Below are 24401 nucleotides of genomic sequence, written 5' to 3'. Positions count from 1 at the left end.
AGCAGGTATGCGAAACGGAATGCAGTATTTAGCCGTCGCGCTCTTTGCGCTTTGCTCCCCTGCGCACGCAGAGACGGCGCTTGGGGAAATTAACATTCAGCTCTATGGCAATATCGTGGATTTTACCTGCGTGGCGGAGGGGGACGACAGCAATAAAACCGTCACGCTCGGCACCTGGCCCACGAAACAGCTCCGCACAACGGGAAGCCGGACGCAGCCTGTACCGTTCACCCTGAAGCTGACCGGATGCCCGCCGGGGGCGGCTTCGATCACATTTACGGGGAAGATGGACGGGCATGATAACAGCCTGCTGGCGCTGAATGATGCCAGCGCGGCCAGTAACGTGGCCGTGGAGATCCTCGACCGGGATAAAACGCGCCTCGCGTTGCAGCAGGCCAGCCAGACGGTGTCGGTGGATGCGCAGGGAAATGCCGAACTGTCGTTTTATGCCAATTATATCGCCACGGCGGATAACCCGCAGCCGGGCCGGGCTGATGCCGATGCAACTTTCATGATTAATTATAATTAATCGTATCCCCTCTCCCTGTAACGGTTATATGTTGCAGGGAGAGGGAAGGATTACAGTAATTCGTGCGCTTTCGCGTAATCAATTAATTCAACGATACTTTGTACGCCCAGCTTGGAAAAGATATTAGACTTATGAGCGCTAATTGTTTTGTTGCTAAGTAATAATTGATCCGCAATCTCCTTATTAGATAATCCGTTCGCCAGATATCGCAGAACCGTCACTTCACGATTCGATAATGGCATATCCACAGCGGCGCCTGTCCGGGAGCCTATATGGTTTATAAAACTCAATGTTTCTGACGGGAAAAAAGAATAGCCCGTCAGTATCATTTCCACCGCGTTATAAATTTCCCCCAGATCTTTCCGCTTACTGACAAAACCATTTGCCCCGGCGCGGATGGCGCGCCCTGCGTAGAAGGCTTCAGATTTCGAAGAGAGGAAGAGAATCTTAATATCTTTATTTAAGTTTCTGATTCTTTTCAATAATACGAAGCCGTCCGTGCCTGTCATTTCGATATCGAGAATGACCAGGTCGATGGGGTGGTTGCGTATACAGTCAAGCACTTCATGGCTGTCGCCTGACTTCAGTTTGACCTGGATGTTTTTATTTTTCTGTAGCAGGACTTCTATCGACATTCTGACGATAGGGTGTTCGTCCATAATGATAACGGATGCCGGTTTCATTTTTTATGCCTCAGATTGTTAAAAGCGTTATGCTGAGTTTTGTTAAAACTCTCGAAAAGCCGGAAGGATAATTACGCAGATCCTTGTACGGTAGATCCCTGGGAAGAGCGAAAGCATCCTTGTTTACGTAGTGGTGATATCAATGCCTGAGCGCAGTTATCTCATAAGGCTGTTATGGCAAAATGATTTTTCTTATTCGCGTGTCAAACACGTCTTATTATACCGTTTAAGTATTGTCCGAAAAGCCTGTAAATTAATGTCCATATATTGATGATTATTATCTTCTGTATCTGAATCGCTAACTTTTTAAAATTAGCAAAAATGTCCTGATATTGCATTTACCACACAGTTTCATCTTTATGTAATAACAAAAAATAAACGATCTTACTGTATGTTGATCAAATGTTAACAATACGCAGGTCGTGACAAAGTGTTTTCCGCCTGTCCGCTACCTCTGATGTCCGCTCTTTAGCGCGTCATCGCCTCATTTCTAACACCTCAGGCCAGGAGGATGATCCCTTCGTCAAAACAGCACTATCTGCTGTTTTCTTCACCTCTCATCGCTTTTATTTACAGATAAATCGCTTGTTTTTACACCATTATCATCCTGTTAACGGAAACGTCAGAAACTTAACGCATGGATAAAACGACTCTCGTTTAGCGTACAGGCAGCATTTCGCATGGTTTAAGTTGAAGAATTAGGAATAGTTATAAAATCGAAAGTTTTGTTAAAAAACACAAAAAATTAACATATGTCCTAAGTATATTCTTAAAGGTCTTTAGGAATTAAGGGGTTACTGAATACGTTAATACGTGAAATCTGAAAGGTTGTTGAGAAGATGTAGCAACTCATGACGATGATTCAGCCCAAGTTTCGCCAGGATGCAGCTGAGACGGTAAATAATGCGGCTATAGGGGCGGTTCTGTAACTGAGCAATCTGTCGCAGGGTGCTACCCTGCGACAGCGCCTGCAGGATCGGCCATTCATCACGTGAAAACCACTCTTTCCGGTGGCCGGCGGGTGACGGCGCTTCCAGCAAGGTTTGTTGCAAAGCCCGCGGCGTAAGTTGCCGTTCAAGCACATGAAAAGGGCCAGCCGCTTTGCAAAACAGGCGTGTATCGTAATCATCGGCGCGAATGAGCAGGTAGGGTGTCAGGTAGGGGGCGAACAGGCTGTGGCGTCGTAATCGGTCCAGCAGGTCAATAAGCGGCGAGGCGCGGCTTTCTACATCTACCACCAGACGTGATGAAGGCCACTGATTCAGATCGCTGAGGGCGGCTTCCAGGGTGGAATAGTCACAGCAATTGCTCAGGGGAGAGTGCCCGCTCAGAAAACCGGAACGGAAAAAGTTATCCTGTGTGACCAGAACGATAAAGGGAGCATCGGTTTTGCGGGTCTGGTTGATTGACTGGCTCAAATATTCGAGACGATCAAAAAATGGGAGAGCAAAAGGCGAGTGCGTTGAACCCGGTGAATCACTTCCTGTCCGACGACGCCGGTAACGGCGTACTGTCATTCGCATAGCTTCCCTCTTGGCGATGACCGTTCAGTCCTCCTGCCATCTCCAGGATGGCCAATAATATCCCTGACCGAAGCGCGCGCCAGCCTGAAGCGCAAACTTACGGTCCGTTTCTGTTTCAATGCCTTCTATGAGTACATTTTCAGCAATTTTTGAACAAAGCGTGACCAGGTTTGCCAGCGCTGGCGTTGCACGTAAACGCCAGAAAGCGATCTTATCGATTTTTATTCCGCTTAACGGCATGCGGCAGGATAAAAACGCGCGCCCTGACGCTTCATCAATGTCATCCAACCAGATCCGATGTCCTTGCGCCGTCAACTGCTGAAGCGCACAACTCACCCTCAGACGTGCCGGGTCTGAGAGAGAAAAGAAGGAAGCAGGCTCCACGAGTTCAATGTTCAGCGGTGGGCTGTTAAGTTGCAGTAAACGCTGGAACATTTCCGGTATGGTCAGAACGGTTATCGGCAAATTTATGAAAAGGTTGTCGCAGGGAAAGGGTTTTTTTAACGCAGCGATCTGTGCTTCCAGCAGCATAAGCGCCCGAGCAGCGGACCAGTCGTGAAAAAAGCCTTCGCTTTGCTGATGCGGTGACAGCACGCTGAGCACTTCAGCCCCTACCGTGCGCGAAGAGGAGAGGGCGACAATGGGTTCAAGCTTGATGCCTGTAATGTCGTGTGAGATGTGCTGCACGCACGAGGGGAAACCTGTCTGGTCTGGCGCTGTCACTCCGTCGTCCTGTTCATTTCCAGCCTCCAGGCGGCCGGGATACCGCAGGACAGTGTGAAGGGGAAGTAAACAGGAAAAAAGCAGGCGTTACTTAAAAGCGGCTAAGCCTTTTCGCAGCCCGTAAAAGAGGGATAAATGTTGAAAAAACAGCCGTATTTACAATCAGCTAGTCATTAACGGCAGAGAAGGTGGAAAAGGCATTGACTCACTACGCATTGACCGTATAATTCCAGGCGTTTCACCACCGCGAAGTACACTCTTCTCCGTGCGCCCTTAGCTCAGTTGGATAGAGCAACGGCCTTCTAAGCCGTAGGTCGTAGGTTCGAATCCTACAGGGCGTGCCATTAACCCTCCGGCACTCAGCCGTTCCTGACCAGCCTGAATCGTGTTTTCATTACCTTTTATAACTGGCCTTCCAGGGTCATACGACACATTGACTTTTCCCCCAACTTACTTGCCGGGGGAGAGCGCCATTAGTGCCCTGTAACGGCCGCGGCGGCGACCGGATGGTCAGCGTTAGCGACCACGGTCGCGCGGGCGACGGGATGATAACTACCGTCTGTTGCGGCTGCGACGGCGACAGGGTGATCGGCAGATACCACCGCCGTGGTGCGGGCGACAGGATGGTTACCTTCACCGGTGGCCGCCGCAACGGCAACAGGATGATCGGCGGAGGCGACGGCAGTCGCACGGGCTACCGGATGATTTGCAAATGCAGAAAATGATGCCGCAGTGAAAGCCAGAGCGAGAATGACTTTTTTCATAATATAACTCCTGATGTTTTCCCTGTATGGACAGGGACCATTATTTTAATAACGATGATTGGTACTTATTGAGAATTGTGCAATGGATATTGCTTCGTCTGAATCAAATACTCTGACAATGTATCTGGAAAACACGTTATTGATAATTGAAGTCAATATACCTTTCCAGTTTTAAATTGTTTATTTTTAAATTTATGGTCGTTTTGTGTAAAAATAAATTATTTGCCTGGTAAAGCATATTTAGCTAAAGGAGATGATTTTTCGCCGGGCAGAATAGTGTCACCTTCAATGAATAATAAAGGCTTAAAATGAAAAAATATTTACTCATCGCGTTGAGCTTTCTGGCTATCACCAGTCCGGCGAGTTACGCTGGCATCCGATCGCTGGTGGAGGATGGCACGGTTCTGCAGAGCCAAATTATTACGCATACCCGAGAAGGGTATCATCCGCTGCGTACCCTAACCGCGGGCACGATTGGTGGCGTAGTGGGTCACCAGTTCGGTAACGGCAAAGGGAAAACCGCCATGACGGTGGCCGGTGCAACAGCCGGGGCGGCGGCTTCTCATAACCGGCAGTCTTACGAATTGGCAGCACAGGAAGTGCAGTTACTTATCAAGACTCAATCCGGGCAGACTATTCAGGTGGTGCAGCACAATAATGGTTTGACATTTAACCCTGGCGACAAAGTTCGTATCATCACAACGGGTTCTAATACCACCGTGGAAAAATCATACTAAGCACATTATTATGATTACAAAAATGAAATACCGTGGTTTTCACGTCTGTTATAAAAATAACGATACACGATACCTGGAAATACTGGGCGATATATTGTCCTGTAATGTAAAACGACTCAGCGTTCAGATGGTATTTAAAAGCCTTCCGCATACCCACGTCTCTTTACTGAATACCCCCTACGGACAGTTTGTATTAAAGATTTACTCCCCCAGGAAAAAAAGGATAGAAAAATTTTTCAAATCGTTTTTTACGCCCAACCCCAACGAAAATTTGATTGAGCGGATCGACTATGCTGGCAGGCAAGGTCATACCTTCCCGAATGATTTTTATCTCCTGGCTGAACGCCGGATTTTCAGATTCGCAAAAATCTCGCTCATGTTGTTTGAGTATGTCCCCGGTCCGGAGTTACGCGTTCTTCCCACGATCACGCCGGACATAAAGCGTGAAATCCGACACAGTATGCAGAAAATGCACAATCTGAAAATCATTTCCGGGGATGCGCACGGCGGGAACTTCATCCTGAGTGAAAAAGGAATAAGGATCATCGATCTGTCCGGGAAGCGTTGTAACGCGAAAAGGATTGTTGAAGACAACGTGACGGCCAGCCTGCGCATTGGTATTCCCATTGAATCCCACCGGCGTTGGGAAAAACGCCTGATCGCAAAAAAAATCAGACGACACCATAAAATCGTCCAGAGGAAGTATCTGGCGCGTTCAAATACCGCTTAAACCCTTTATTCATGCAGGACAACAGCCTGTTATAAAAGAATTTTCCCTGGTATATGGCATTTTCGCCAATCCTCTACCATGCTCATTACACCTCACCGTTTCGCGTGGGGGCTTTTCGTAGTTGCTCATTAATCTTAAGGAAAAAGTTTATGAAAAAAACGACTGCTATTTTGTTGGGCACCGCGTTTCTGTTTACCACCAACGCCTTTGCGGCTGAAATGATGACAAAAAACGAATTCGAAAAAGTTGAGTCTCAGTACGAAAAAATCGGTACCGTGAGCACGGCTAACGAAGTCTCTGTCGACGATGCGAAAAAAGAGCTGGTCGAAAAGGCCGATAAAGAAGGTGCTGATGTGCTGGTGCTGACTTCCGGTAATACAAACAACAAAATTCACGGCACCGCCGATATTTACAAGAAAAAATAACGCTTTAGCAACCACCCCTTTCTGGGGTGGTTGTGCGCCATACTTCTCCCCCACATCGTTTTTAGCCTCTTCTCGCGCAGTGCTCCTCGTTGACGCTTGATTACGTATATATAATGCGTATAGTTCTCATTTGCATTTCATTTGATAAATACTAAGGCCCGACAACGGGCCATTTTTGCGCGCACGTTAAGAGCTCATTATGAACAACACCACAATGCACAAAACGCTGCTGGCGATTGCCATCGGCGCGGTTACACACTCCGCCTTTGCGGCGGAAGAGAAAAAAGAGGACACCATCGTGGTCCAGTCCACGGCGGGGAGTGATTTCAAACCCGGCGGTGACCAGCTGCTTCCGGCCTTCCTCGACGGCCAGGTGGCTAACGGCGGACGTATGGGGATGCTCGGGCAGCAGAACGCCATGGACGTGCCGTTCAACATCATTAGCTACACCTCGAAGCTGGTGGAAGATCAGCAGGCGAAAACCATTGCTGACGTGGTCGCTAACGACGCGGGCGTGCAGTTCGTTCAGGGGTACGGCAACAGCGCGGAAACCTTCCGTATCCGCGGCCTGAAGTTTGACGGCGACGATATGACCTTTGGCGGATTGTCCGGCGTACTGCCGCGTCAGGTGGTGGATGCCCAGATGGTTGACCGCATCGAGATCTTCAAAGGGGCCAACTCCCTGATGAACGGCGCGGCCAGCTCGGGCGTGGGCGGGATGATCAACCTTGAGCCAAAACACGCGGGCGACATCCCGCAGGCGAAAGTGGGCGTCGACTACACCTCGGATTCCCAGATTGGCACCACGCTGGATGCGGGGCGTCGCTTTGGCGATAACGACCAGTTCGGCGCGCGGGTGAACCTTGTGCATCGTGAAGGCGAAACCGGCGTGCCGAACGACCGCCGCCGCACCACGCTGCTCTCCACCGGTCTGGATTACAAAGGTGACCGTTTCCGCACCTCGCTGGACCTGGGCTATCAGAAAAAAACCTTCCACGGCAGCCCGACCAGCGTCAACATCTCGGCGGTGGACTTCGTGCCTGAACCACCGAAGAACGATCGCAACTTCTCGCAGAAGTGGGCCTACAGCGATATCGAAAACGAATTCGGCATGTGGCGCAGCGAGTACGACATCACCGATAGCTGGACGGCCTATACCGGCCTCGGCGCACAGCACGCGCACGAAGAGGGGATCTACAGCGCCCCGAAGCTGATGGATAAAAGCGGTAATGCGACGGTCAGCCGCCTTGATACCAACCGCATCAGCGATTCCGTCAGCGGCATGGCGGGCATTCGCGGTAACTTCATGACCGGCTTCGTCTCGCACAAGGTGAATGTCGGGTATTCGGCGATGACCAAAAACGAAAAAATCGCGTGGAAAATGTCTGCCGCGGCGGATAACCCGACCACCAACATCTACCACAACACTGGCGTTGCTATGCCGGACAGCAGCAACTTCAGCGGCTCAGGCGGCAAATACAGCGATCCGCTGACCAGTGGGCGCACCCGCACGCAGGGCTGGCTGTTGAGCGATACCCTGGGCGTGCTGGACGACAAACTGCTGTTTACCGCAGGCGCACGCCATCAGAAAGTGGTGATTCGCGGGTACAACAAAATTACCGGTGCGGAAAACGACGCGGACGGTTTTGACGGTAGCCGCTGGATGCCAACCTACGGCGTGGTCTATAAGCCGTGGGAGGAAATTTCCCTCTACGCCAACCACACCGAGGCGTTACAGCCCGGTGAAACTGCGCCTCGCTCAGCAAACAACTACGGCCAGAGCACCGGTATCGTGCACTCTAAGCAGAACGAAGTGGGTGTAAAGGCGGACTTTGGCCGCGTGGGCGGCTCCCTGGCACTGTTTGAGATCAAAATGCCGTCGGCCATCCTCGACGACAGCGGCCACTACGGCCTGGACGCTGAACAGCGTAACCGTGGCGTGGAGCTGAACGTTTTCGGCGAGCCAATGCTTGGGATGCGTCTGAACGCCAGCGCCACCTGGCTTCAGGCCGAGCTGACCAAAACTAAAAACGGCGTGAACCAGGGGAACGACGCGATCGGTATTCCGAACTTCTACGCCGTGCTGGGCGCAGAATACGATATCAAGCCGATTGAGGGCCTGACGGCGACCGCGCGCGTTAACCACTCCGGCACGCAGTATGCCGATCTTGCGAACACCAAAAAGCTGGACAGCTACACCACGCTGGATCTGGGTATGCGCTATCGCTTCGCGGTGAACCACAATGAAAACCAGATGACCGTGCGAGCAGGCATCGACAACGTGACCAACGAGAACTACTGGTCAAGCGTGGATGATTCCGGTACTTACATCACTCAGGGCGAGCCGCGTACCTTTAAGGTCTCGGTTGGCTACGAGTTCTAAGCGTTCCACCTCGTTATCCGGGGCAGGGACGCCCCAATCCCTTCGTTGTTGTGTTATAAAATTGTAATAAAAGCTTCTTACACTGGTCGCCACATCCTTACCTCTTGGCCAATGACAGGAAGCCGCTATGGGCAGACCCCTCAAATCCGTATTTAAAAAAGAACATCGCGACGATATCAGTAACCGCAGCGCTAACCCGGTATTCTCCGAGGTGGCAGAGGTGTTCCTCTCCCGCCGCCGTTTTCTCCAGATGGGGGCCGTAGCGGGGGCCGCCGTATCATTCCCGTATCTGATCACACCCGAGAATGCGATTGCCGCGGTCTCAAAACCGTCCGCGCTGGCAAAAGCGGTTTCCCTGGGCTTTACCAGCATCGACGTCTCCACGGAAGATACGGTCAGGGTGCCGGAAGGTTATATTGCCCGCCCGTTCTATCGCTGGGGCGATCCGACAGGCATCAAAAACAACATGCCGGCGTTTAAACCGGACGCCAGCAATACCACAGACGAACAGGCCGTGCAGGCGGGCATGCACCACGACGGCATGGCGTGGTTTAGCCTGCCGCAGGGGGGGCAAAGCCCGGAGCATGGCCTGCTGGCGCTGAACCATGAATACATCGACAACGGAATGCTGTTTACGGACGGTACGGCGAACTGGAGCCTCGACAAAGCCCGCAAGGGGCAGAACGCGATGGGCGTGTCGGTGGTGGAAGTGAAAAAAACGGGCAACGGCTGGGAGGTGGTGCGTCCGTCTTCGTTCGCCCGCCGTATTACCGTCAATACGCCGATGCAGCTTACCGGCCCGGCGCGGCATCAGGACTTAATGAAAACCGCCGCCGATCCGCAGGGGGAACGCGTTCTGGGCACCATGCAGAACTGCGCCAACGGCCACACGCCGTGGGGGACCTATCTCACCTGCGAGGAGAACTGGTCGGACATATTTGTGAAAAAAGCCGATCTCAACCCGCTGGAAAAACGCTACGGCATTAGCGACAGCGATGAATCGTACCGCTGGAACGAGGTGGATGAGCGGTTCAGCGTCGATAAAACCCCTAACGAACCCAACCGTTTCGGCTGGGTCGTGGAAATCGATCCCTACAACCCGACCTCCACCCCGCGCAAGCACACCGCGCTGGGCCGCTTCAAGCATGAGGGGGCAGCCGTCACGCTCGCCGCCGATAATCGCGTGGTGGTTTATATGGGTGACGACCAAAAGTTTGAGTACATCTATAAATTTGTTTCGGATAAAAAATACGATCCCGCGAACCGCGAAGCCAATATGCAGCTGCTGACGTCCGGCACGCTGTACGTCGCCAGGTTCAACGAAAACGGCAGCGGCGACTGGCTGCCGCTTGTCTTCGGGCAAAATGGCCTGGATAAAAGCAACGGTTTTGCAAGCCAGGGCGATCTGCTGATTAAAACCCGTCTGGCGGCCGACGTGGTGGGGGCAACGAAGATGGATCGCCCCGAGTGGATAGCCGTCGATCCGCACGCCAGCGGCAGCGTCTACTGTACGCTCACCAACAACAGCGATCGCGGTAAAGAGGGCAAGGCACCGGTCGACGCCGCTAACCCGCGCGCCAACAACGTGTACGGGCATATTATGCACTGGCTCGAAGAGGGGGCCGATCCTGCCGCCTCACGCTTTAAGTGGGATATTCTGGTCATGGCCGGGCGCACCGACGGCGACGATCCGAAGGCCAAAGGCTCGATGCAGGGCGCGGAATTTGGCAGCCCGGACGGCCTGTCGTTTGACCATCAGGGCGTCCTGTGGATCCAGACCGATGTCTCCTCCAGCACCATCAATAAGAAAGCGTACGAGGGGATGGGCAATAACCAGATGGTGGCTACCATTCCAGGCACCAACGAGTATCGCCGATTCCTGACCGGGCCGCGCGGGTGCGAAATCACCGGCATTGCGTTTACGCCAGACAACCGGACGCTGTTTATCAACATTCAGCATCCGGGGGAGGGCGGGGATGATATTACCGACCCGGCCAACCCTCGCGCTGTTTCCAGCTGGCCAGACGCGAGCCCGAACGGGCGTCCGCGATCGTCAACGGTGGTGATCGTCAAAGCAGACGGCGGGATCATCGGGTCGTGACGTTTATCCGCCGGGCGCATGCGCTGGCCCGGCGTTAAGCTTGCTACCACCAGCATGAAGTGTTAAAACGTGCCCCTTCTAAAAAAGAGACAGGGGTAGGGCGTGAAAGACGCGTCATCCGCTTCAGGCCATGGTAGCGCTGAAGCTTCGTCGGATCAGAGTCCGACGCTGCAACGTGGTTTGCAAAATCGACATATTCAGTTAATTGCCCTTGGCGGCGCGATCGGTACCGGGCTGTTTCTCGGCATCGGCCCCGCCATTCAAATGGCTGGCCCGGCGGTTCTGCTGGGTTACGCTCTCGCGGGGATTATCGCCTTCCTGATCATGCGCCAGCTCGGCGAGATGGTTGTTGAAGAGCCGGTGTCCGGCTCCTTCGCGCATTTTGCCTATAAATACTGGGGTCCGTTCGCAGGCTTCCTCTCCGGCTGGAACTACTGGGTGATGTTCGTGCTGGTCGGGATGGCGGAGCTGACCGCCGCAGGCATCTATATGCAGTACTGGCTGCCGGATGTCCCGACGTGGATCTGGGCGGCGGCCTTCTTCATCATTATTAACGCCGTTAACCTTGTGAACGTGCGCCTGTATGGCGAGACCGAGTTCTGGTTTGCGTTGATCAAGGTGCTGGCGATTATCGGCATGATCGGCTTTGGCCTGTGGCTGCTGTTCTCCGGCCACGGCGGCGAGCGTGCATCGATCGACAACCTGTGGCAGCACGGCGGCTTCCTGGCGACTGGCTGGAAAGGGCTGATCCTCTCGCTGGCGGTCATTATGTTCTCCTTTGGCGGTCTGGAGCTGATTGGCATCACCGCTGCTGAAGCGCGCGATCCGCACAAAAGCATTCCGAAAGCGGTCAACCAGGTTGTGTACCGTATCCTGCTGTTCTATATCGGCTCGCTGGTGGTGCTGCTGGCGCTCTATCCGTGGGTGGAAGTAAAATCTGACAGCAGCCCGTTCGTGATGATCTTCCATGACCTGAACAGCAACGTGGTGGCTTCCGCGCTGAACTTCGTCATTCTGGTGGCGTCTTTGTCGGTGTACAACAGCGGGGTTTACTCCAACAGCCGCATGCTGTTTGGCCTCTCCGTACAGGGCAACGCGCCGAAGTTCCTTACCCGCGTCAGCCGTCGCGGCGTGCCGATCAATTCGTTGTTCCTTTCGGGCGCTATCACCTCGCTGGTGGTGCTGATCAACTATCTGCTGCCGAAAGAGGCGTTTGGCCTGCTGATGGCGCTGGTTGTCGCCACGCTGCTGCTGAACTGGATCATGATCTGCCTGGCGCACCTGCGCTTTCGCGCCGCGATGCGCCGCAAGGGGCGCGAGACGCAGTTCAAGGCGCTGCTCTATCCGGCGGGGAACTACATCTGTATCGCCTTCCTCGGCCTGATTCTGGTGCTGATGTGCACCATGGATGAGATGCGCCTGTCAGCGATGCTGCTGCCGGTGTGGGTGGTGTTCCTGTTTGTTGCCTTTAAACTCTCTCGAAGGTAAAAGCAAAACGGCAACCAGGTTGCCGTTTTTAGTGTTTGCCCCCTCTCCCTGTGGGAGAGGGCCGGGGTGAGGGCACCAGACCGCACCACACTACCCGCCTTCACGCCCGGTGGCGCTGCGCTTACCGGGCCTACATGTTCGGGGACGTTATTTAGTAGGCCGGGTAAGGCGAAGCCGCCACCCGGCACCTCCGCTACACCATTATCGTGACCCCTCTCCCAATTCTGTTTCGATCCACAGGATCTTTGTTTTGTAATCGATTACTTTTCATTTGAACTAATTTGTAATCGATTACTTTTTCCGGGTGAGGCTTATCATGGTGTCAACTGAGAGTAGTGAAAAGGCGATAACGCAGCACCGGCTGCTGGTGCCGCGTCTGTCGCTGATGATGTTTCTGCAATTTTTTATCTGGGGTAGCTGGTCGGTCACGCTTGGCCTGGTGATGACCCGGCACAACATGTCTCTGCTGATTGGCGATGCGTTCTCAGCCGGGCCCATCGCCTCCATTCTTTCGCCGTTCGTGCTCGGGATGCTGGTGGACCGCTTCTTCGCTTCACAGAAGGTGATGGCGGTGATGCACCTCGCGGGCGCGGCGATCCTCTGGTTCGTGCCGGGGGCGCTGATTGCTGAGAACGGCGCGCTGCTGATTGGCCTGCTGTTTGGCTACACGCTCTGCTACATGCCAACGCTGGCGCTCACCAACAACATCGCGTTCCACAGCCTGGCAAACGTGGATAAAACTTTCCCAGTGGTGCGTGTGTTTGGCACCATCGGCTGGATCGTGGCGGGCATTTTTATTGGCGTCACCGGCGTGGCGTCCAGCGTGACCATCTTCCAGGTGGCGGCGGTCAGCTCCGTGCTGCTGGCGCTCTATAGCCTGACGCTGCCGCACACGCCTGCACCGGCGAAAGGCCTGCCTGTGAAGGTGCGCGATCTCTTCTGCGCGGACGCCTTCGCGCTGCTCAAAACCCGCCACTTCTTCATCTTCTCCGTCTGCGCAATGCTGATCTCCGTCCCGCTCGGCACCTATTACGCCTACACCGCCTCGTATCTGGCGGATGCCGGCATTGCCGACGTCAGCACCGCCATGTCCTTCGGGCAGATGTCTGAGATCGTCTTCATGCTGGTTATTCCGCTGCTGTTCCGCCGCCTGGGCGTGAAATATATGCTGCTGATCGGCATGCTGGCGTGGTTCGTGCGTTATGCCATGTTCGCGCTGGGCGTCAGCGAGGAGGGGCGCATTCTGCTGTATCTGGGCATTCTGCTGCACGGCGTCTGCTACGATTTCTTCTTTGTCGTCGGCTTTATCTACACCGACCGCGTGGCGGGAGAAAAGGTCAAAGGCCAGGCGCAGAGCATGATCGTGATGTTTACCTACGGCATCGGCATGCTGCTCGGCTCGCAGATTTCAGGGGCGCTTTACAACCGCCTGGTGGCAGGGCAGACCGTGCCGCAGGCGTGGGTTACATTCTGGTGGATCCCGGCGGTGGCTGCCGCGGCGATCGCGCTGATTTTCCTTCTCACGTTTAAGTATGACGATGACAAGGCGTAATGTTCTGGAGGTGGTATGAGGACAATGAAAGGACCGGGCATTTTTCTGTCGCAGTTTATTGGCGGGGAAGCGCCCTTCAACACGCTCGACGGGCTGGCAGGATGGGCGGCGTCGAAGGGTTACAAAGCGGTGCAGATCCCCTGCAACCATCCGCATATCTTTGATGTGGAGAAAGCCGCAGAGAGTCAGGCCTACTGCGACGACATCACCGCAAAGCTGGCCGCGCACGGGCTGGTCATCAGCGAGCTGTCGACCCATCTGGAAGGGCAGCTTGTGGCGGTGAACCCGGTTTACAGCGAGGCGTTTGACCACTTCGCACCCGCATCCGTGCGCGGTAACGATGCGGCGCGTCAGGCGTGGGCGACGGAAAAACTGAAGCAGGCGGCGGTCGCCTCGGCCCGATTAGGGCTGAAAGCGCACGCCACCTTCTCCGGCTCGCTGGCCTGGCCGTTTTTCTATCCGTGGCCGCCGCACAACGAGCAGCGTTTTCAGGAGGCGTTCGAGGCGCTGGCAACCCGCTGGCGGCCGATACTGGATAACTTCGACGAGCAGGGCGTGGACGTCTGCTTTGAGCTGCATCCGGGGGAAGATCTGCACGACGGCGTAACCTTCGAGCGTTTTCTGGCGCTGGTGGATAACCATCCGCGCTGCAACATTCTCTACGACCCGAGCCACATGCTGCTTCAGCAAATGGATTACCTGACCTTTATTGATCTCTACCATGCGCGCATTAAAGCGTTCCATGTCAAGGACGCGGAGTTCCGCCCCAGCGGGCGCAGCGGCGTCTACGGCGGCTACCAGCCGTGGATCAACCGCGCCGGACGTTTTCGCTCGCTGGGTGACGGGCAGATCGACTTTAAGGGCATCTTCAGCAAGCTGACCCAGTACGACTACAACGGCTGGGCGGTGCTGGAGTGGGAGTGCTGCCTGAAGGATGGCGATACTGGCGCGAGTGAAGGCAGCGAATTTATCCGCCGCCACATTATTCCCGTTTCCGGACGGGCGTTTGATGATTTCGCCGCAGGGGGCAGCCATGATTAACGTCGGGATTATCGGCAGCGGGTTTATTGGCCCGGCACACATCGAGGCGCTCAGGCGTCTCGGGTTTGTGCAGGTGGTCGCGCTCTGCGACGGTTCGCTCGTTAAGGCGCAGGAAAAGGCGCGCCAGCTAAATGTGCCGCATGCTTACGCCAGCGTGGAAGAACTGCTCGCGCACTCCAATCTGCATGCGGTGCACAACTGCACGCCGAACCACCTGCACGCGGAGATTAACCGCCAGATCCTGCGCGCGGGCAAGCACGTGTTTTCCGAAAAGCCGCTGTGCATGACACCGGACGAGGCGCGCGAGCTGGTGGCGCTGGCAGAGCAGGCGGGCGTGGTGCATGGCGTGAGCTTTGTCTATCGTCAGTTTGCGATGGTGCGCCAGGCGGCGAGCATGATGCGCGCGGGCACCCTCGGGCGGCTGTTTGCCTCGCACGGCAGCTATTTGCAGGACTGGATGCTGCTGGAAACAGACTATAACTGGAGGGTGGATGCCGCGCTCGGCGGCGCATCGCGGGCGGTGGCGGATATCGGCTCCCACTGGTGCGATACGGTGCAGTATGTCACCGGCAGGCGCATTACTGAGGTGATGGCTGATTTATCCATCGTCTGGCCGACGCGCAAGGCTAACGTGGCGGGCAGTCAGGCGTTTACGCACGACGAACATGCTCACTATGAAGATAAACTGGTCACTACCGAAGACTTCGGCTCGGTGCTGTTGCGTTTTGACGACGGCAGCAAGGGCAGCTTTAGCGTCTCGCAGGTGAGCGCGGGGCGAAAAAACCGCCTGACCTTTGAAATTAACGGCAGCGAGCAGTCGGTGGCGTGGGATCAGGAAACCCCGCAGCAGCTGTGGATCGGCCATCGCACCCGGGCAAACCAGACGCTCAGCGACGATCCGGGTCTGATGAACCGTGATGTGGCCGACAGCGCCCATTTCCCCGGCGGACACATTGAAGGCTGGCCGGATGCTTTTAAAAATATGTTGGCGCAGTTTTACCGTGCCGTGCAGGCGGGAGCGATGCCGGATAAGCCGCAGTTTGCCACCTTCCACGATGGCGCCAGTGTGATGTATATCCTTGATGCGATTGTGAAAAGCCATCAGCAGCAGCGCTGGGTGCGTGTGGAATACTGACGCATTGCCCGGTTCGCCGGGCAACCAATTTATGGTAGCCTGCACAAAACGCTAACCGCAGGATGTATCGTCGCTATGTCAATTCAGAAAATCGCTCAACTGGCCGGGGTATCCGTGGCAACGGTCTCTCGCGTACTGAATAACAGCGATACCGTGAAGGCGAAAAACCGCGAGCGCGTTTTGCAGGCGATCCAGGAGAGTAACTACCAGCCCAATCTGCTGGCGCGTCAGCTGCGCACCGCCCGCAGCTATATGATCCTGGTGATGGTCTCGAACATCGCCAACCCGTTCTGTGCCGAAGTGGTGAAGGGCATCGAAGCCGAGGCGGAAAAGAACGGCTATCGCATTCTGCTGTGCAACTCCGGCTCGGATATTGAGCGCTCCCGCTCGGGCTTAAGCCTGCTGTCGGGCAAAATCGTCGATGGCATTATCACCATGGATGCGTTCTCGAAGCTGCCGGAGCTGGCCGCGCTGATTGGCAACGCGCCGTGGGTACAGTGCGCTGAATACGCCGATGCGGGCGCGGTCTCCTGCGTGGGGATTAACGATGTTGATGCCTCTCAGCATGTTGTCAGCCAGCTTGCCGACGGGGGCCGCAAACGCATTGCGCTCATCAACCACGACCTCAGCTACAAATATGCCCGTTTGCGCGAACGCGGCTACAAGAGCGTCATACACCTGCGGGATCTGGACTATCAGGCGGTGGAGTACGCCAGTGAGCTCAGCTCCAGTGCGGGCATGGCGGCGATGCAAAATCTGTTAACGGCAAACCCGCCGGATGCGGTGTTTGCCGTTTCCGATACGCTGGCGGCGGGGGCGCTGCGCGCCATTCAGCAGGCAGGGCTGCGGGTGCCAGAAGATATCGCGGTGGTGGGTTTTGACGGCACCGAGCTGGCGGAGATGATTTCTCTCACCACCATTGAACAACCGTCGCGGGATATCGGGCGCAAGGCGGTCAATCTGCTGTTAAATAAGATCGACAACCCGGATGCGCCCACGGAAAGGGTCATGATGGACTGGCGCTTTATTTCCCGCGCCAGCACCTGATTATCTGGCGATGACGCCAGCCAGCGAGCGAATATCGTTTCCGGTTGGCGACTGGTGAATACGCAGGCCAAATTCATCCACCACCGCGAAAATATGATCGAAGATGTCGGCCTGAATATCTTCGTATTCTGCCCAAATCACCGTGTTGGTAAAGGCATATATTTCAATCGGCAGCCCGTTGGCATCGGGCGCGAGCTGGCGCACCATCAGCGTCATATCTTTACGAATACGCGGGTGGTTACGCAGATATTCATTCAGATAGGCACGGAAGGTGCCGATATTGGTCATCTTGCGCAGGTTTAATACCGATTCCCCTTCGCCGTTCTGCTGATTCCACAGGTTAATTTCCTCATGACGCGCGGCCAGATACGGCTTCAGCAGTTTCGCCTGAATCAGTTTCTGCTGCTCCTGCTCATCGAGGAAATGAATGCTGGTGGTATCGATATTCAGGCTACGCTTGATGCGGCGACCACCGGAGGCTGACATGCCGCTCCAGTTGATGAACGCGTCGGACACCAGCGCCCAGGTCGGGATGGTGGTGATGGTGTTATCGAAGTTGCGCACTTTAACGGTGGTCAGGCCGATGTCGGTCACCGTGCCGTTGGCCCCGTATTTCGGCATCTCCAGCCAGTCCCCGAGCTTCAGCATGTCGTTGGCGGAGAGCTGAATACCGGCCACTAAGCCCAGTATCGGGTCTTTAAAGACCAGCATCAGAACGGCAGCCATCGCACCCAGGCCGCTTATCAGAATGGCGGGTGACTGACCGATCAGAAGGGAGATAATTAATATTCCCACCAGAATGGCGCTCACCAGCTTGATGCCCTGGAATATCCCCTTCAGCGGCAGCTGTGATGCGGTGGCCATTTTCTGCGACAGATTAAAAATCACATCCAGCAGCGAGAAGAAGGAGAGCAGGGCATAGACCATCACCCACAATTTTGCGCAGGTGGTGAGCATTTCCGCCGCTTCGCTGCCTTTTTGCAGCCACAGAACCGCCTGAACGTTGACGATTATCCCCTGGAGGGTAAACGCCAGACGGTGAAATAACTTGTTCTGCGTAATGATCTGCAACCATAAATGGCTGCTGGCCTGCGCGCGTTTTTCGAAGGCGCGCAGCACCACTTTGTGCAGAATAAAATGAACGATAATGGCTGTAAGAAAAATAATACCAAAGATAATCACTAAAGAGGTGGTGTGATTAATTTCAATCCCTAACTCTTCAACCTGAGCAATTAATTCCTGCATAACGTCTCCTGTATTGATGCAGCCCCATAATGGCGGCTGCGGATCTATTATGCAAATTCAGGCAGTTTTATTTTGTCGCCGGACAGGCCTTGACGACCGGCAAACACAGACGATGGCGCATACGCAGCGTGGCCACTGCCAGCACCCCCATCATGGCCGTTTCCACCATCAGGAAGACGTTGACTGCCTGGGTGTAATCTCCGTGATGATTTTGCAGCCCGTGCAGCAAAATCGCGCCGAAAATGGCCGGGCCAAGCCCCAGCGCAGCCTGTTGCAGTGTGCTTAAAATCGCGCTCGCGGCCCCTGCGTCGTCAGGCTGGATATCGCGCATCCCGATACGGTAGAAGCTGTTTACAATCAGCGCCTGCCCGTATCCCACCAGCCCGGTGGCCGGGGCCAGCGTCAGCGCGGTATTCTGCATCCCCCAGTGACGGAACGTGGCGATCAGCGCCACCAGGCCAACAAGCTGAATCGCAAGCCCGGTCAGCAGGATGGCGCTGGTGCTGTAGCGGGCAATCAGGCGTGGGGCGAACCAGGCGGAAATAAAATAGGTGACGCCGAGCGCGATAAAGCTGTTCCCGGACTGCCACGGCGCCATCCCCAGACCGCTTTGCATGGTCAGCGCCATACAGAACATGAACCCGGACCAGACGCTGAAAAAGAGTATCCCAATCAGCACGCCAAAGCGGATGCTGCGCAGCTGCAACAGGCGCGGCGCGATAAGCGGGTGGGCATTCTCACGCTCTTTCTTACGCGCGTTTAACACCATCAAAAAGCCCAGCGGCACAATCGCCAGCAGCGCGGCCTTCAGCGGCCACGACCAGTGCCACTGCGGGCCGAGCGCCATCGGGAACAGCAGACAGCACAGTATCGCCGTCAGCAGGACAGTACCGGTCCAGTCAATGCGCGACGGCGTGTCGCGGCGAGTTTCCGGCACGTAGCGACGGCTCAACGCCAGCACCACCAGACAAATCGGCACGTTGATAAAGAAGGCGTTACGCCAGCCAAGCCCGGCGATGTCCGCCGACACCAGCCAGCCGCCACCCATCTGGCCGACGATAAACGCAATACCGCCGATACCGCCGAACAGACTGATCGCTTTGGCGTGTGCCGTTCCTTTTAACGTCACGTGCAACGTCGCGAGAATTTGCGGCATGATCAGCGCGGCGCCCGCGCCCTGAATAATGCGCGCGGCAAGCAACTGTTCGATATTGCCCGCCATGCCGCACAGCAGCGAGGCCAGGCCAAAACTCGCCACGCCCCACATAAACAAGCGACGGCGGCCAAGGTTATCGCCCAGCTTGCTGCCGGGGGCCAGACAGACGGCAAAGGCCACGCCGTAGAGGGCGACGATCAGCTCCAGTTCGGTGGCGGTGGCGTGTAACGAATGGGTGATGGAATCCAGCGCCACGTTGGTGATCGAGGTATCAATCAGCGGCAGCATCTGGCCGGTTAACAGCAATATCAGGCCCGCACGACCCGGTGAAACAACTGACGTATTCATGGTGACTCCATTGCGTCAAACAGCGTAGAGTCGTAGCATCAACCATCTGATAAACGGGTACCAGTTCTTACTTATACTGGTACTGGCACTACCATGCAGGAGATGTTATGGCGCTGATGTCTGAACCTGTCACCTCTCTCCAGGATGACACCCGCAAGCAGCTGGGCGCGTTTTTGCGTGCCCGGCGCGAAAGCCTCGATCCGCAGCGGCTCGGCTTACCGCGCAGCGGCCGTCGCCGCACGCCGGGCCTGCGCCGGGAGGAGGTAGCGATGCTCGCGGATGTCGGTGTGACCTGGTACACCTGGCTGGAACAGGGCCGGGACGTCAATCCGTCCAGCGCGGTGATGGCCGCCATTGCAAAAGCGCTGCAATGCACCCCGACCGAAGCCCGGCATCTTTTTGTGCTTGCCGGTTTGCCGCCGGGCGAAGCCCCGCAGGCGGTGTGCTGTGAGGGGATCAGCGAAGGCACGCGTCGCCTGCTGGATACCCTGATGCCGAAGCCTGCCAGTATTCAGAAACCGAATTTCGATATCGTGGCGTGGAACGACAGCTTCGGACACCTGATGGGCGTCGATTTCAACGCTATCCCGCCGGAAGATCGCAACTGTATTTACCTGTTCCTCACCCATCCGGCGTGGCGCGCGCGGCTCGGCAAACGTGACGACGTGCTGCCGATTTTCGTCTCCTACTTCCGCGCGGCAATGGCTGAGCACCGTGGCGACCCGCTCTGGGAAGCGAAGCTGGCGCGTTTTTTTGCGGTTTCTGAGGAGTTCAAAACCCTGTGGCACCAGCGTAACGACGTGCGCGGCGTGGAGAACCAGCTCAAGCTGTTCACCCATCCCGAGCTGGGGGATTTTCATCTCCAGCAGATGTACTGGTACTCCGCCCCGCGAAACGGATCGCGGCTGCTGGTCTATTTACCGGTGGACGAGGCGGGGGAGAGGGCGATGGCGTGGCTGGAGGCGCAGGGGAAATAAGTTTTTTGCGAGGGGCTTTCAGGGAATAAGAGCTGGCTCTGCTAAGCGGATGAGACAGGTATAAGGTGGCGTTTAACTTAAACCAACCGACTGAATCGACATCATTTCGATGAGGGATTAAGTCGACTATACTCACGCCATGAGAAACAACAAATGTCGCCACTGATGATTGATTCCGCAGACTTCAGCCAAAAACTCGGCCTTATCTCCCGAAACGTCGAACACACCGAAGCGTTCCTGGCACGAGGTACGGCGGAATTTCATCTGCCGGGGTTTCTGCTGCCTGTGGGATACCGGCTCCTGAAATCGCGTTATGGTGATGAATATCGTCTCGTGACCACCGATGACGGCAAACCTTATACGGCGTATGCCGTAAAGCTTAAATTTCATAAAGAAATTACCTTTCCCCACGGTGCCGCCACGCAGGTGATGGTGTGGCGTACGCCACGTGCCGTTCATCAACGCGTGATAAGCGGGTTGCCACAACTCTTTTTTCAGTGGGTGCTAAGCGAATACGACATCGTTGTCTCTGACAGCGAACAAACGGGAGACGGGCAACGGTTCTGGCTGCGCATGATCGACTGGGCGTTTACCATGAACTATCGCATTAGCGTGGCGGACGGTACGGTGGGAGAAGAGTGGACGTTAACGCCCGTAAATTCCTACGCTGAGCTGGAAGAGCGCTGGATTGCTTTTGCCTGGGGAAACGATCGTGAGGTCCATCCGCATCGCAGGCTTGTCATCAGTAAAGCGTAACGGGCCGCATGCAGCGGCCCATTTTCATTAGCATTCAGTCACAATCGTGCTCAGCGGCAGGCGAGACTTCGGCAGCGTGGCATTGAAATCCTCAACGCTGTGATGCCCAACAGGCACCACCACCAGGCTGGTGAAGCCTTTCTCTTTCAGGCCGAACTCTTCGTCGAGGATTGCGGCATCGAAGCCTTCAATCGGCACTGCGTCCAGGCCCATCGCGGCCACGCCCAGCAGGAAGTTGCCGACGTTCAGGTAAACCTGCTTCGCCATCCACTGGTCGTCATCTTTCAGATCCACGCGGTGCATGTCGGCAAAATAGCAGCGGCCTTTGTGGTTCGCGGCTTTTGCTTCTGGCGTGGCGAAACGGCCGTCAGCCTCTTCCTGATCGACGACGCGCTCAAGCCAGGCATCGTCCATCGCGGTTTTCGCACAGAACACCACCACGTGAGAGGCATCCAGCATTTTGCGTTCGTTAAACACATAGGTGCCCGCCGCGGATTTTGCCACGCGCGCTTTACCCTCTTCAGTGCTGGCAACAATAAAGTGCCACGGCTGGGAGTTGGTGCTGGACGGGCTGTATTGCAGCAGCGTTTTGATTTTTTCCGCTTCTTCTACGGTCAGTTTTTTGGCTGGGTCGAACGCCTTGGTAGAGTGGCGTTTCAGGGCGACAGAAATAATATCCATAACAACTCCTGGTGATGAAATTCGCCCGCGGGCGGGCGTGAAAGGAAAGCAGATTACCGCGCGAAGCGGGAAAAGATAAGTGCGATTCGAGCGCTTATTCTGTTCGTCTCAGACGAACAATCAGGCTGGCCGAATCCACTTCTGATCTTTTTTCGGCAGTTTATCAACGACCAGATTCCACGAATCCGTAATCAGGTCGGTGACCAGTTCAGGCGTGATGTCGTCCGTGCCATAAAGGGAGATCCAGTGTTTTTTATTCAGATGGTAGCCAGGCTCCACGCCACGGTAGATCTGCTGATTGAGCAGTGATTTTTCCGGATCGGATTTCAGGCTGACGTGGGCCCGACCGTGAGCGGTCGCCATCAGCATAAAAATTTTCCCGCCCACCTTAAACACGTCATACTCCGGGCCAAACGGCCAGCAATGTTCGGTAAAAGGCATTTCCAGCGCGACGCGTCTGGCATGTTCCTGCAAGGCTTTACTGTCCATGGCTCTCTTCCTCAGCAAGCCCGCGCCACATGGCTTCAAAGCCCAGCGCTTTAAAATCGACGGCACGGGACGGATCGCGCGCGGCAAACTCCATGGTGGTTTCAGCCAGCGATAAGAATATTGCATCACCGAAGGTCTTAAACTCGTCAGACATAAACACCGGGCGCACCGAGCGGTGACACAGTTCGTGTATTTCCGGGAACATGTCTTTCACCGCCTGCTCGGTTTCAATGTTCAGCTTTTCACTGACGCCAATCTGGCGGATAGCCGCATGCGCCAGGGGGTTACGAATGCCCCAGTCCACATAGCTATTCCAGATATTACGGGTATGCTCTTTTGGCTGGGTGATGGTGCGATCGAGGTTCGCCAGCATGGTCTGGCAAAGATCCTGCTTCAGATGCAGATAGAGGGCATTCAGCAGATCGTCTTTGGTAGCAAAGTAGCGAAACAGTGTCCCTTCAGCGACGCCCGCATTACGGGCAATTAACGCCGTTGAGGCGGCAATACCTGACTGCGCAAACGCAGCCGTTGCTGCTTCCAGTAAGGCCTGTTTTTTATCTTCACTCTTCGGACGTGCCACTAAATTTTTCCTCCCGTCAATTGTAAAAACCCTGATTGAAACACGTGCTTTGCCACGCTGCAACGCGGAATGTCAAAGATCGAAAACCTTCTTGACGGCGTAATCATCCTATCTATAATGAGTGCTTACTCACTCATAATCAAGTTCAACCCGCGCAAACTATCGGACAGGGCGCGTTGGCGGGTCAGGATAATGAAAAAGCCTCTATTCATCTGCGTGGTGTTAGTCATGATTATTGCTTCAGCTGCCAGTTTACCGTTTGTACTGAATGCCGGATTTGGCCAGCCACCGCAGGGTGCGCAGCTCTCTGAAGTGGAGGCCTCTCCGCACTATCGCGACGGGCAATTCCATAACACGCTCCCTACGCCGGGCTTTACCGGGCAACAAAATATGCTGGTGGCGTGGTGGCAGTTTCTTACCCGTAAAACCGAAAACGCCCGTCCTGCGCAGCCGCTGCCGCTGGTGAAAACCGATCTGGCGAGCCTGTCGCCTGAGCAGGACACGCTGGTGTGGCTCGGCCACTCCTCCTGGTATATGCAGCTGGCGGGGCAACGAATCCTGATCGATCCGGTTCTGAGTAACTACGCCGCACCGTTCTCCTTCCTCAATAAAGCCTTTGCGGGGGAGTACCCGTGGCGTGCGGAGAGCATGCCGGAGATCGACCTGCTGATTATCTCCCACGATCACTATGACCATCTGGATTACGCCACCATCAAGGCGCTGCTGCCGAAGGTTAAGCGCGTGGTCACCCCGCTGGGCGTGGGTTCGCATCTGCGCTACTGGGGGATGAACCCTGAGATTATCGACGAGCGGGACTGGAACCAGTCGGTACGTATCAGCGATGCGCTGACGGTTCACGTGTTGCCTTCGCGCCATTTTTCCGGGCGCGGCATTAAGCGTAACCAGACCCTGTGGGGCAGCTTTATGTTTGTCTCTCCGGAGCAGAAGGTCTACTACAGCGGAGACTCCGGTTATGGCCCGCACTTCAAAGCGATTGGCGAGCAGTTTGGCGGAGTTGACTTAGCCATTATGGAAAACGGCCAGTACGACCAGGACTGGAAGTACATCCATATGCATCCGGCGGAAACGGCGCAGGCCTCGGCAGATCTCAATGCCAGAGCGGTCGTACCGGGACATAACGGGCGTTTTGTGCTGGCGAAACATACCTGGAACGATCCACTGATCCAGCTGGCGAAAGCCAGCAAGGATAAAAACTACCGGCTGCTGACACCGGAGCTGGGCGAGCCCGTGCGGGTGAGTGATACCACGCAACAATTTCGCGAGTGGTGGGAATAATGTTTAAGCGAG

At 55.3% G+C, this 24401-nt stretch carries 23 protein-coding genes and 1 tRNA gene; 15 read left to right on the top strand and 9 right to left on the bottom strand.

What is annotated here, in order from left to right; genetic code table 11:
- Positions 1-7: 7 nt before the first annotated feature.
- A complete protein-coding gene (gene sfmF, locus ACNQ0T_RS10085) occupies positions 8-529 on the top strand; it encodes a fimbria assembly protein (RefSeq protein ID WP_063152371.1) in 522 nt (173 codons plus the stop codon).
- Between the two features lie 50 nt (positions 530-579).
- Here sfmF and fimZ read toward each other — a convergent pair whose 3' ends face one another.
- The 3 genes from fimZ to ACNQ0T_RS10070 all read right to left on the bottom strand — a co-directional run bounded on the left by fimZ (position 580) and on the right by ACNQ0T_RS10070 (position 3422).
- Positions 580-1212 carry a fimbria biosynthesis transcriptional regulator FimZ gene (gene fimZ, locus ACNQ0T_RS10080; RefSeq protein ID WP_022647311.1) on the bottom strand — a complete coding sequence of 211 codons (633 nt, stop codon included), beginning with the start codon at positions 1210-1212 and terminating at the stop codon, positions 580-582.
- Between the two features lie 806 nt (positions 1213-2018).
- Positions 2019-2735, bottom strand: coding sequence for a response regulator transcription factor (locus ACNQ0T_RS10075; protein WP_022647312.1), 717 nt, complete (start codon positions 2733-2735; stop codon positions 2019-2021).
- 24 nt (positions 2736-2759) lie between these two features.
- Positions 2760-3422, bottom strand: a complete 663-nt coding sequence (locus ACNQ0T_RS10070; RefSeq protein WP_032670951.1) for an EAL domain-containing protein — start codon at positions 3420-3422, stop codon at positions 2760-2762.
- 303 nt (positions 3423-3725) lie between these two features.
- Between ACNQ0T_RS10070 and ACNQ0T_RS10065 the strand changes: the two genes are divergently transcribed.
- Positions 3726-3802 (top strand) — tRNA-Arg (locus tag ACNQ0T_RS10065).
- Positions 3803-3931: 129 nt separating this feature from the next.
- On the opposite strand, the gene ACNQ0T_RS10060 is transcribed toward ACNQ0T_RS10065, so the two are convergent.
- A complete protein-coding gene (locus ACNQ0T_RS10060; protein WP_022647314.1) occupies positions 3932-4222 on the bottom strand; it encodes a hypothetical protein in 291 nt (96 codons plus the stop codon).
- 308 nt (positions 4223-4530) lie between these two features.
- On the opposite strand from ACNQ0T_RS10060, the gene ACNQ0T_RS10055 reads away from it, so the two are divergent.
- The 10 genes from ACNQ0T_RS10055 to ACNQ0T_RS10010 all read left to right on the top strand — a co-directional run bounded on the left by ACNQ0T_RS10055 (position 4531) and on the right by ACNQ0T_RS10010 (position 16861).
- Entirely contained in the window at positions 4531-4959 is a 429-nt protein-coding gene (locus ACNQ0T_RS10055) for a glycine zipper 2TM domain-containing protein (RefSeq protein WP_023299496.1), read from the top strand.
- A gap of 10 nt (positions 4960-4969) precedes the next feature.
- A complete protein-coding gene (locus tag ACNQ0T_RS10050; protein ID WP_063150395.1) occupies positions 4970-5689 on the top strand; it encodes a lipopolysaccharide core heptose(II) kinase RfaY in 720 nt (239 codons plus the stop codon).
- Between the two features lie 149 nt (positions 5690-5838).
- On the top strand, positions 5839-6114 hold the full coding sequence (gene yahO, locus ACNQ0T_RS10045; protein ID WP_022647318.1) for a DUF1471 family periplasmic protein YahO: 276 nt from the start codon (positions 5839-5841) through the stop codon (positions 6112-6114).
- Between the two features lie 199 nt (positions 6115-6313).
- Complete coding sequence (locus ACNQ0T_RS10040; protein ID WP_302215550.1) at positions 6314-8497, top strand: TonB-dependent receptor; 2184 nt, start codon at positions 6314-6316, stop codon at positions 8495-8497.
- A 127-nt stretch (positions 8498-8624) separates the two neighbouring features.
- On the top strand, positions 8625-10598 hold the full coding sequence (locus ACNQ0T_RS10035) for a PhoX family protein (RefSeq protein WP_063147962.1): 1974 nt from the start codon (positions 8625-8627) through the stop codon (positions 10596-10598).
- A 102-nt stretch (positions 10599-10700) separates the two neighbouring features.
- Complete coding sequence (gene pheP, locus ACNQ0T_RS10030) at positions 10701-12086, top strand: phenylalanine transporter (RefSeq protein WP_023305623.1); 1386 nt, start codon at positions 10701-10703, stop codon at positions 12084-12086.
- A gap of 316 nt (positions 12087-12402) precedes the next feature.
- Positions 12403-13638, top strand: a complete 1236-nt coding sequence (locus tag ACNQ0T_RS10025; protein ID WP_192970243.1) for an MFS transporter — start codon at positions 12403-12405, stop codon at positions 13636-13638.
- Positions 13639-13653: 15 nt separating this feature from the next.
- Positions 13654-14679 carry a sugar phosphate isomerase/epimerase family protein gene (locus tag ACNQ0T_RS10020; RefSeq protein WP_417929993.1) on the top strand — a complete coding sequence of 342 codons (1026 nt, stop codon included), beginning with the start codon at positions 13654-13656 and terminating at the stop codon, positions 14677-14679.
- Complete coding sequence (locus ACNQ0T_RS10015; protein WP_417929992.1) at positions 14672-15814, top strand: Gfo/Idh/MocA family protein; 1143 nt, start codon at positions 14672-14674, stop codon at positions 15812-15814. Before ACNQ0T_RS10020 ends, ACNQ0T_RS10015 begins: the two co-directional genes overlap by 8 nt.
- Before the next feature lie 75 nt (positions 15815-15889).
- On the top strand, positions 15890-16861 hold the full coding sequence (locus ACNQ0T_RS10010) for a LacI family DNA-binding transcriptional regulator (RefSeq protein WP_063147965.1): 972 nt from the start codon (positions 15890-15892) through the stop codon (positions 16859-16861).
- On the opposite strand, the gene ACNQ0T_RS10005 is transcribed toward ACNQ0T_RS10010, so the two are convergent.
- Together ACNQ0T_RS10005 and ACNQ0T_RS10000 are read right to left on the bottom strand one after the other, a co-directional pair.
- Positions 16862-18106, bottom strand: a complete 1245-nt coding sequence (locus tag ACNQ0T_RS10005; protein WP_022647326.1) for a mechanosensitive ion channel family protein — start codon at positions 18104-18106, stop codon at positions 16862-16864.
- Between the two features lie 67 nt (positions 18107-18173).
- Positions 18174-19610: an MFS transporter gene (locus ACNQ0T_RS10000; protein WP_193132186.1), complete on the bottom strand. Its 1437-nt coding sequence runs from the start codon at positions 19608-19610 to the stop codon at positions 18174-18176.
- Positions 19611-19717: 107 nt separating this feature from the next.
- On the opposite strand from ACNQ0T_RS10000, the gene ACNQ0T_RS09995 reads away from it, so the two are divergent.
- Positions 19718-20587, top strand: coding sequence for a helix-turn-helix transcriptional regulator (locus ACNQ0T_RS09995; RefSeq protein WP_022647328.1), 870 nt, complete (start codon positions 19718-19720; stop codon positions 20585-20587).
- A 153-nt stretch (positions 20588-20740) separates the two neighbouring features.
- A complete protein-coding gene (locus ACNQ0T_RS09990; protein ID WP_022647329.1) occupies positions 20741-21343 on the top strand; it encodes a hypothetical protein in 603 nt (200 codons plus the stop codon).
- A gap of 27 nt (positions 21344-21370) precedes the next feature.
- Here ACNQ0T_RS09990 and nfsB read toward each other — a convergent pair whose 3' ends face one another.
- The 3 genes from nfsB to ACNQ0T_RS09975 all read right to left on the bottom strand — a co-directional run bounded on the left by nfsB (position 21371) and on the right by ACNQ0T_RS09975 (position 23093).
- Complete coding sequence (nfsB, locus tag ACNQ0T_RS09985) at positions 21371-22024, bottom strand: oxygen-insensitive NAD(P)H nitroreductase (protein WP_045621293.1); 654 nt, start codon at positions 22022-22024, stop codon at positions 21371-21373.
- Between the two features lie 120 nt (positions 22025-22144).
- Positions 22145-22513: an MmcQ/YjbR family DNA-binding protein gene (locus ACNQ0T_RS09980; protein WP_022647330.1), complete on the bottom strand. Its 369-nt coding sequence runs from the start codon at positions 22511-22513 to the stop codon at positions 22145-22147.
- A complete protein-coding gene (locus ACNQ0T_RS09975) occupies positions 22503-23093 on the bottom strand; it encodes a TetR/AcrR family transcriptional regulator (RefSeq protein ID WP_023299509.1) in 591 nt (196 codons plus the stop codon). The genes ACNQ0T_RS09980 and ACNQ0T_RS09975 overlap by 11 nt, the downstream gene beginning before the upstream one ends.
- 192 nt (positions 23094-23285) lie before the next feature.
- Between ACNQ0T_RS09975 and ACNQ0T_RS09970 the strand changes: the two genes are divergently transcribed.
- Positions 23286-24389, top strand: a complete 1104-nt coding sequence (locus tag ACNQ0T_RS09970; RefSeq protein ID WP_045621296.1) for a RomA family MBL fold metallo-hydrolase — start codon at positions 23286-23288, stop codon at positions 24387-24389.
- Positions 24390-24401: the final 12 nt, after the last annotated feature.

Source organism: Enterobacter cloacae complex sp.6700776, from assembly GCF_048284255.1.
In the GTDB taxonomy this organism is placed as follows: Bacteria; Pseudomonadota; Gammaproteobacteria; order Enterobacterales; family Enterobacteriaceae; genus Enterobacter; species Enterobacter intestinihominis.
The sequence above is the reverse complement of the archived record's forward strand: the minus strand, read 5'-3'. Positions and strand labels throughout refer to the sequence as shown.

Excerpts from the sequence above, each read along its gene's own strand:
- ACNQ0T_RS10050 (WP_063150395.1), top strand. The coding sequence starts at position 4,970 with ATGATTACAAAAATGAAATACCGTGGTTTTCACGTCTGTTATAAAAAT.
- ACNQ0T_RS10025 (WP_192970243.1), top strand. The coding sequence starts at position 12,403 with ATGGTGTCAACTGAGAGTAGTGAAAAGGCGATAACGCAGCACCGGCTG.
- ACNQ0T_RS09980 (WP_022647330.1), bottom strand. The coding sequence starts at position 22,513 with ATGGACAGTAAAGCCTTGCAGGAACATGCCAGACGCGTCGCGCTGGAA.
- ACNQ0T_RS10020 (WP_417929993.1), top strand. The coding sequence starts at position 13,654 with ATGAGGACAATGAAAGGACCGGGCATTTTTCTGTCGCAGTTTATTGGC.
- ACNQ0T_RS10060 (WP_022647314.1), bottom strand. The coding sequence starts at position 4,222 with ATGAAAAAAGTCATTCTCGCTCTGGCTTTCACTGCGGCATCATTTTCT.
- yahO (WP_022647318.1), top strand. The coding sequence starts at position 5,839 with ATGAAAAAAACGACTGCTATTTTGTTGGGCACCGCGTTTCTGTTTACC.
- ACNQ0T_RS10000 (WP_193132186.1), bottom strand. The coding sequence starts at position 19,610 with ATGAATACGTCAGTTGTTTCACCGGGTCGTGCGGGCCTGATATTGCTG.
- ACNQ0T_RS10005 (WP_022647326.1), bottom strand. The coding sequence starts at position 18,106 with ATGCAGGAATTAATTGCTCAGGTTGAAGAGTTAGGGATTGAAATTAAT.
- nfsB (WP_045621293.1), bottom strand. The coding sequence starts at position 22,024 with ATGGATATTATTTCTGTCGCCCTGAAACGCCACTCTACCAAGGCGTTC.
- ACNQ0T_RS10055 (WP_023299496.1), top strand. The coding sequence starts at position 4,531 with ATGAAAAAATATTTACTCATCGCGTTGAGCTTTCTGGCTATCACCAGT.
- fimZ (WP_022647311.1), bottom strand. The coding sequence starts at position 1,212 with ATGAAACCGGCATCCGTTATCATTATGGACGAACACCCTATCGTCAGA.
- ACNQ0T_RS10075 (WP_022647312.1), bottom strand. The coding sequence starts at position 2,735 with ATGCGAATGACAGTACGCCGTTACCGGCGTCGTCGGACAGGAAGTGAT.
- sfmF (WP_063152371.1), top strand. The coding sequence starts at position 8 with ATGCGAAACGGAATGCAGTATTTAGCCGTCGCGCTCTTTGCGCTTTGC.
- ACNQ0T_RS10035 (WP_063147962.1), top strand. The coding sequence starts at position 8,625 with ATGGGCAGACCCCTCAAATCCGTATTTAAAAAAGAACATCGCGACGAT.
- ACNQ0T_RS10040 (WP_302215550.1), top strand. The coding sequence starts at position 6,314 with ATGAACAACACCACAATGCACAAAACGCTGCTGGCGATTGCCATCGGC.
- ACNQ0T_RS10010 (WP_063147965.1), top strand. The coding sequence starts at position 15,890 with ATGTCAATTCAGAAAATCGCTCAACTGGCCGGGGTATCCGTGGCAACG.
- ACNQ0T_RS09990 (WP_022647329.1), top strand. The coding sequence starts at position 20,741 with ATGTCGCCACTGATGATTGATTCCGCAGACTTCAGCCAAAAACTCGGC.
- ACNQ0T_RS09995 (WP_022647328.1), top strand. The coding sequence starts at position 19,718 with ATGGCGCTGATGTCTGAACCTGTCACCTCTCTCCAGGATGACACCCGC.
- ACNQ0T_RS09970 (WP_045621296.1), top strand. The coding sequence starts at position 23,286 with ATGAAAAAGCCTCTATTCATCTGCGTGGTGTTAGTCATGATTATTGCT.
- ACNQ0T_RS10015 (WP_417929992.1), top strand. The coding sequence starts at position 14,672 with ATGATTAACGTCGGGATTATCGGCAGCGGGTTTATTGGCCCGGCACAC.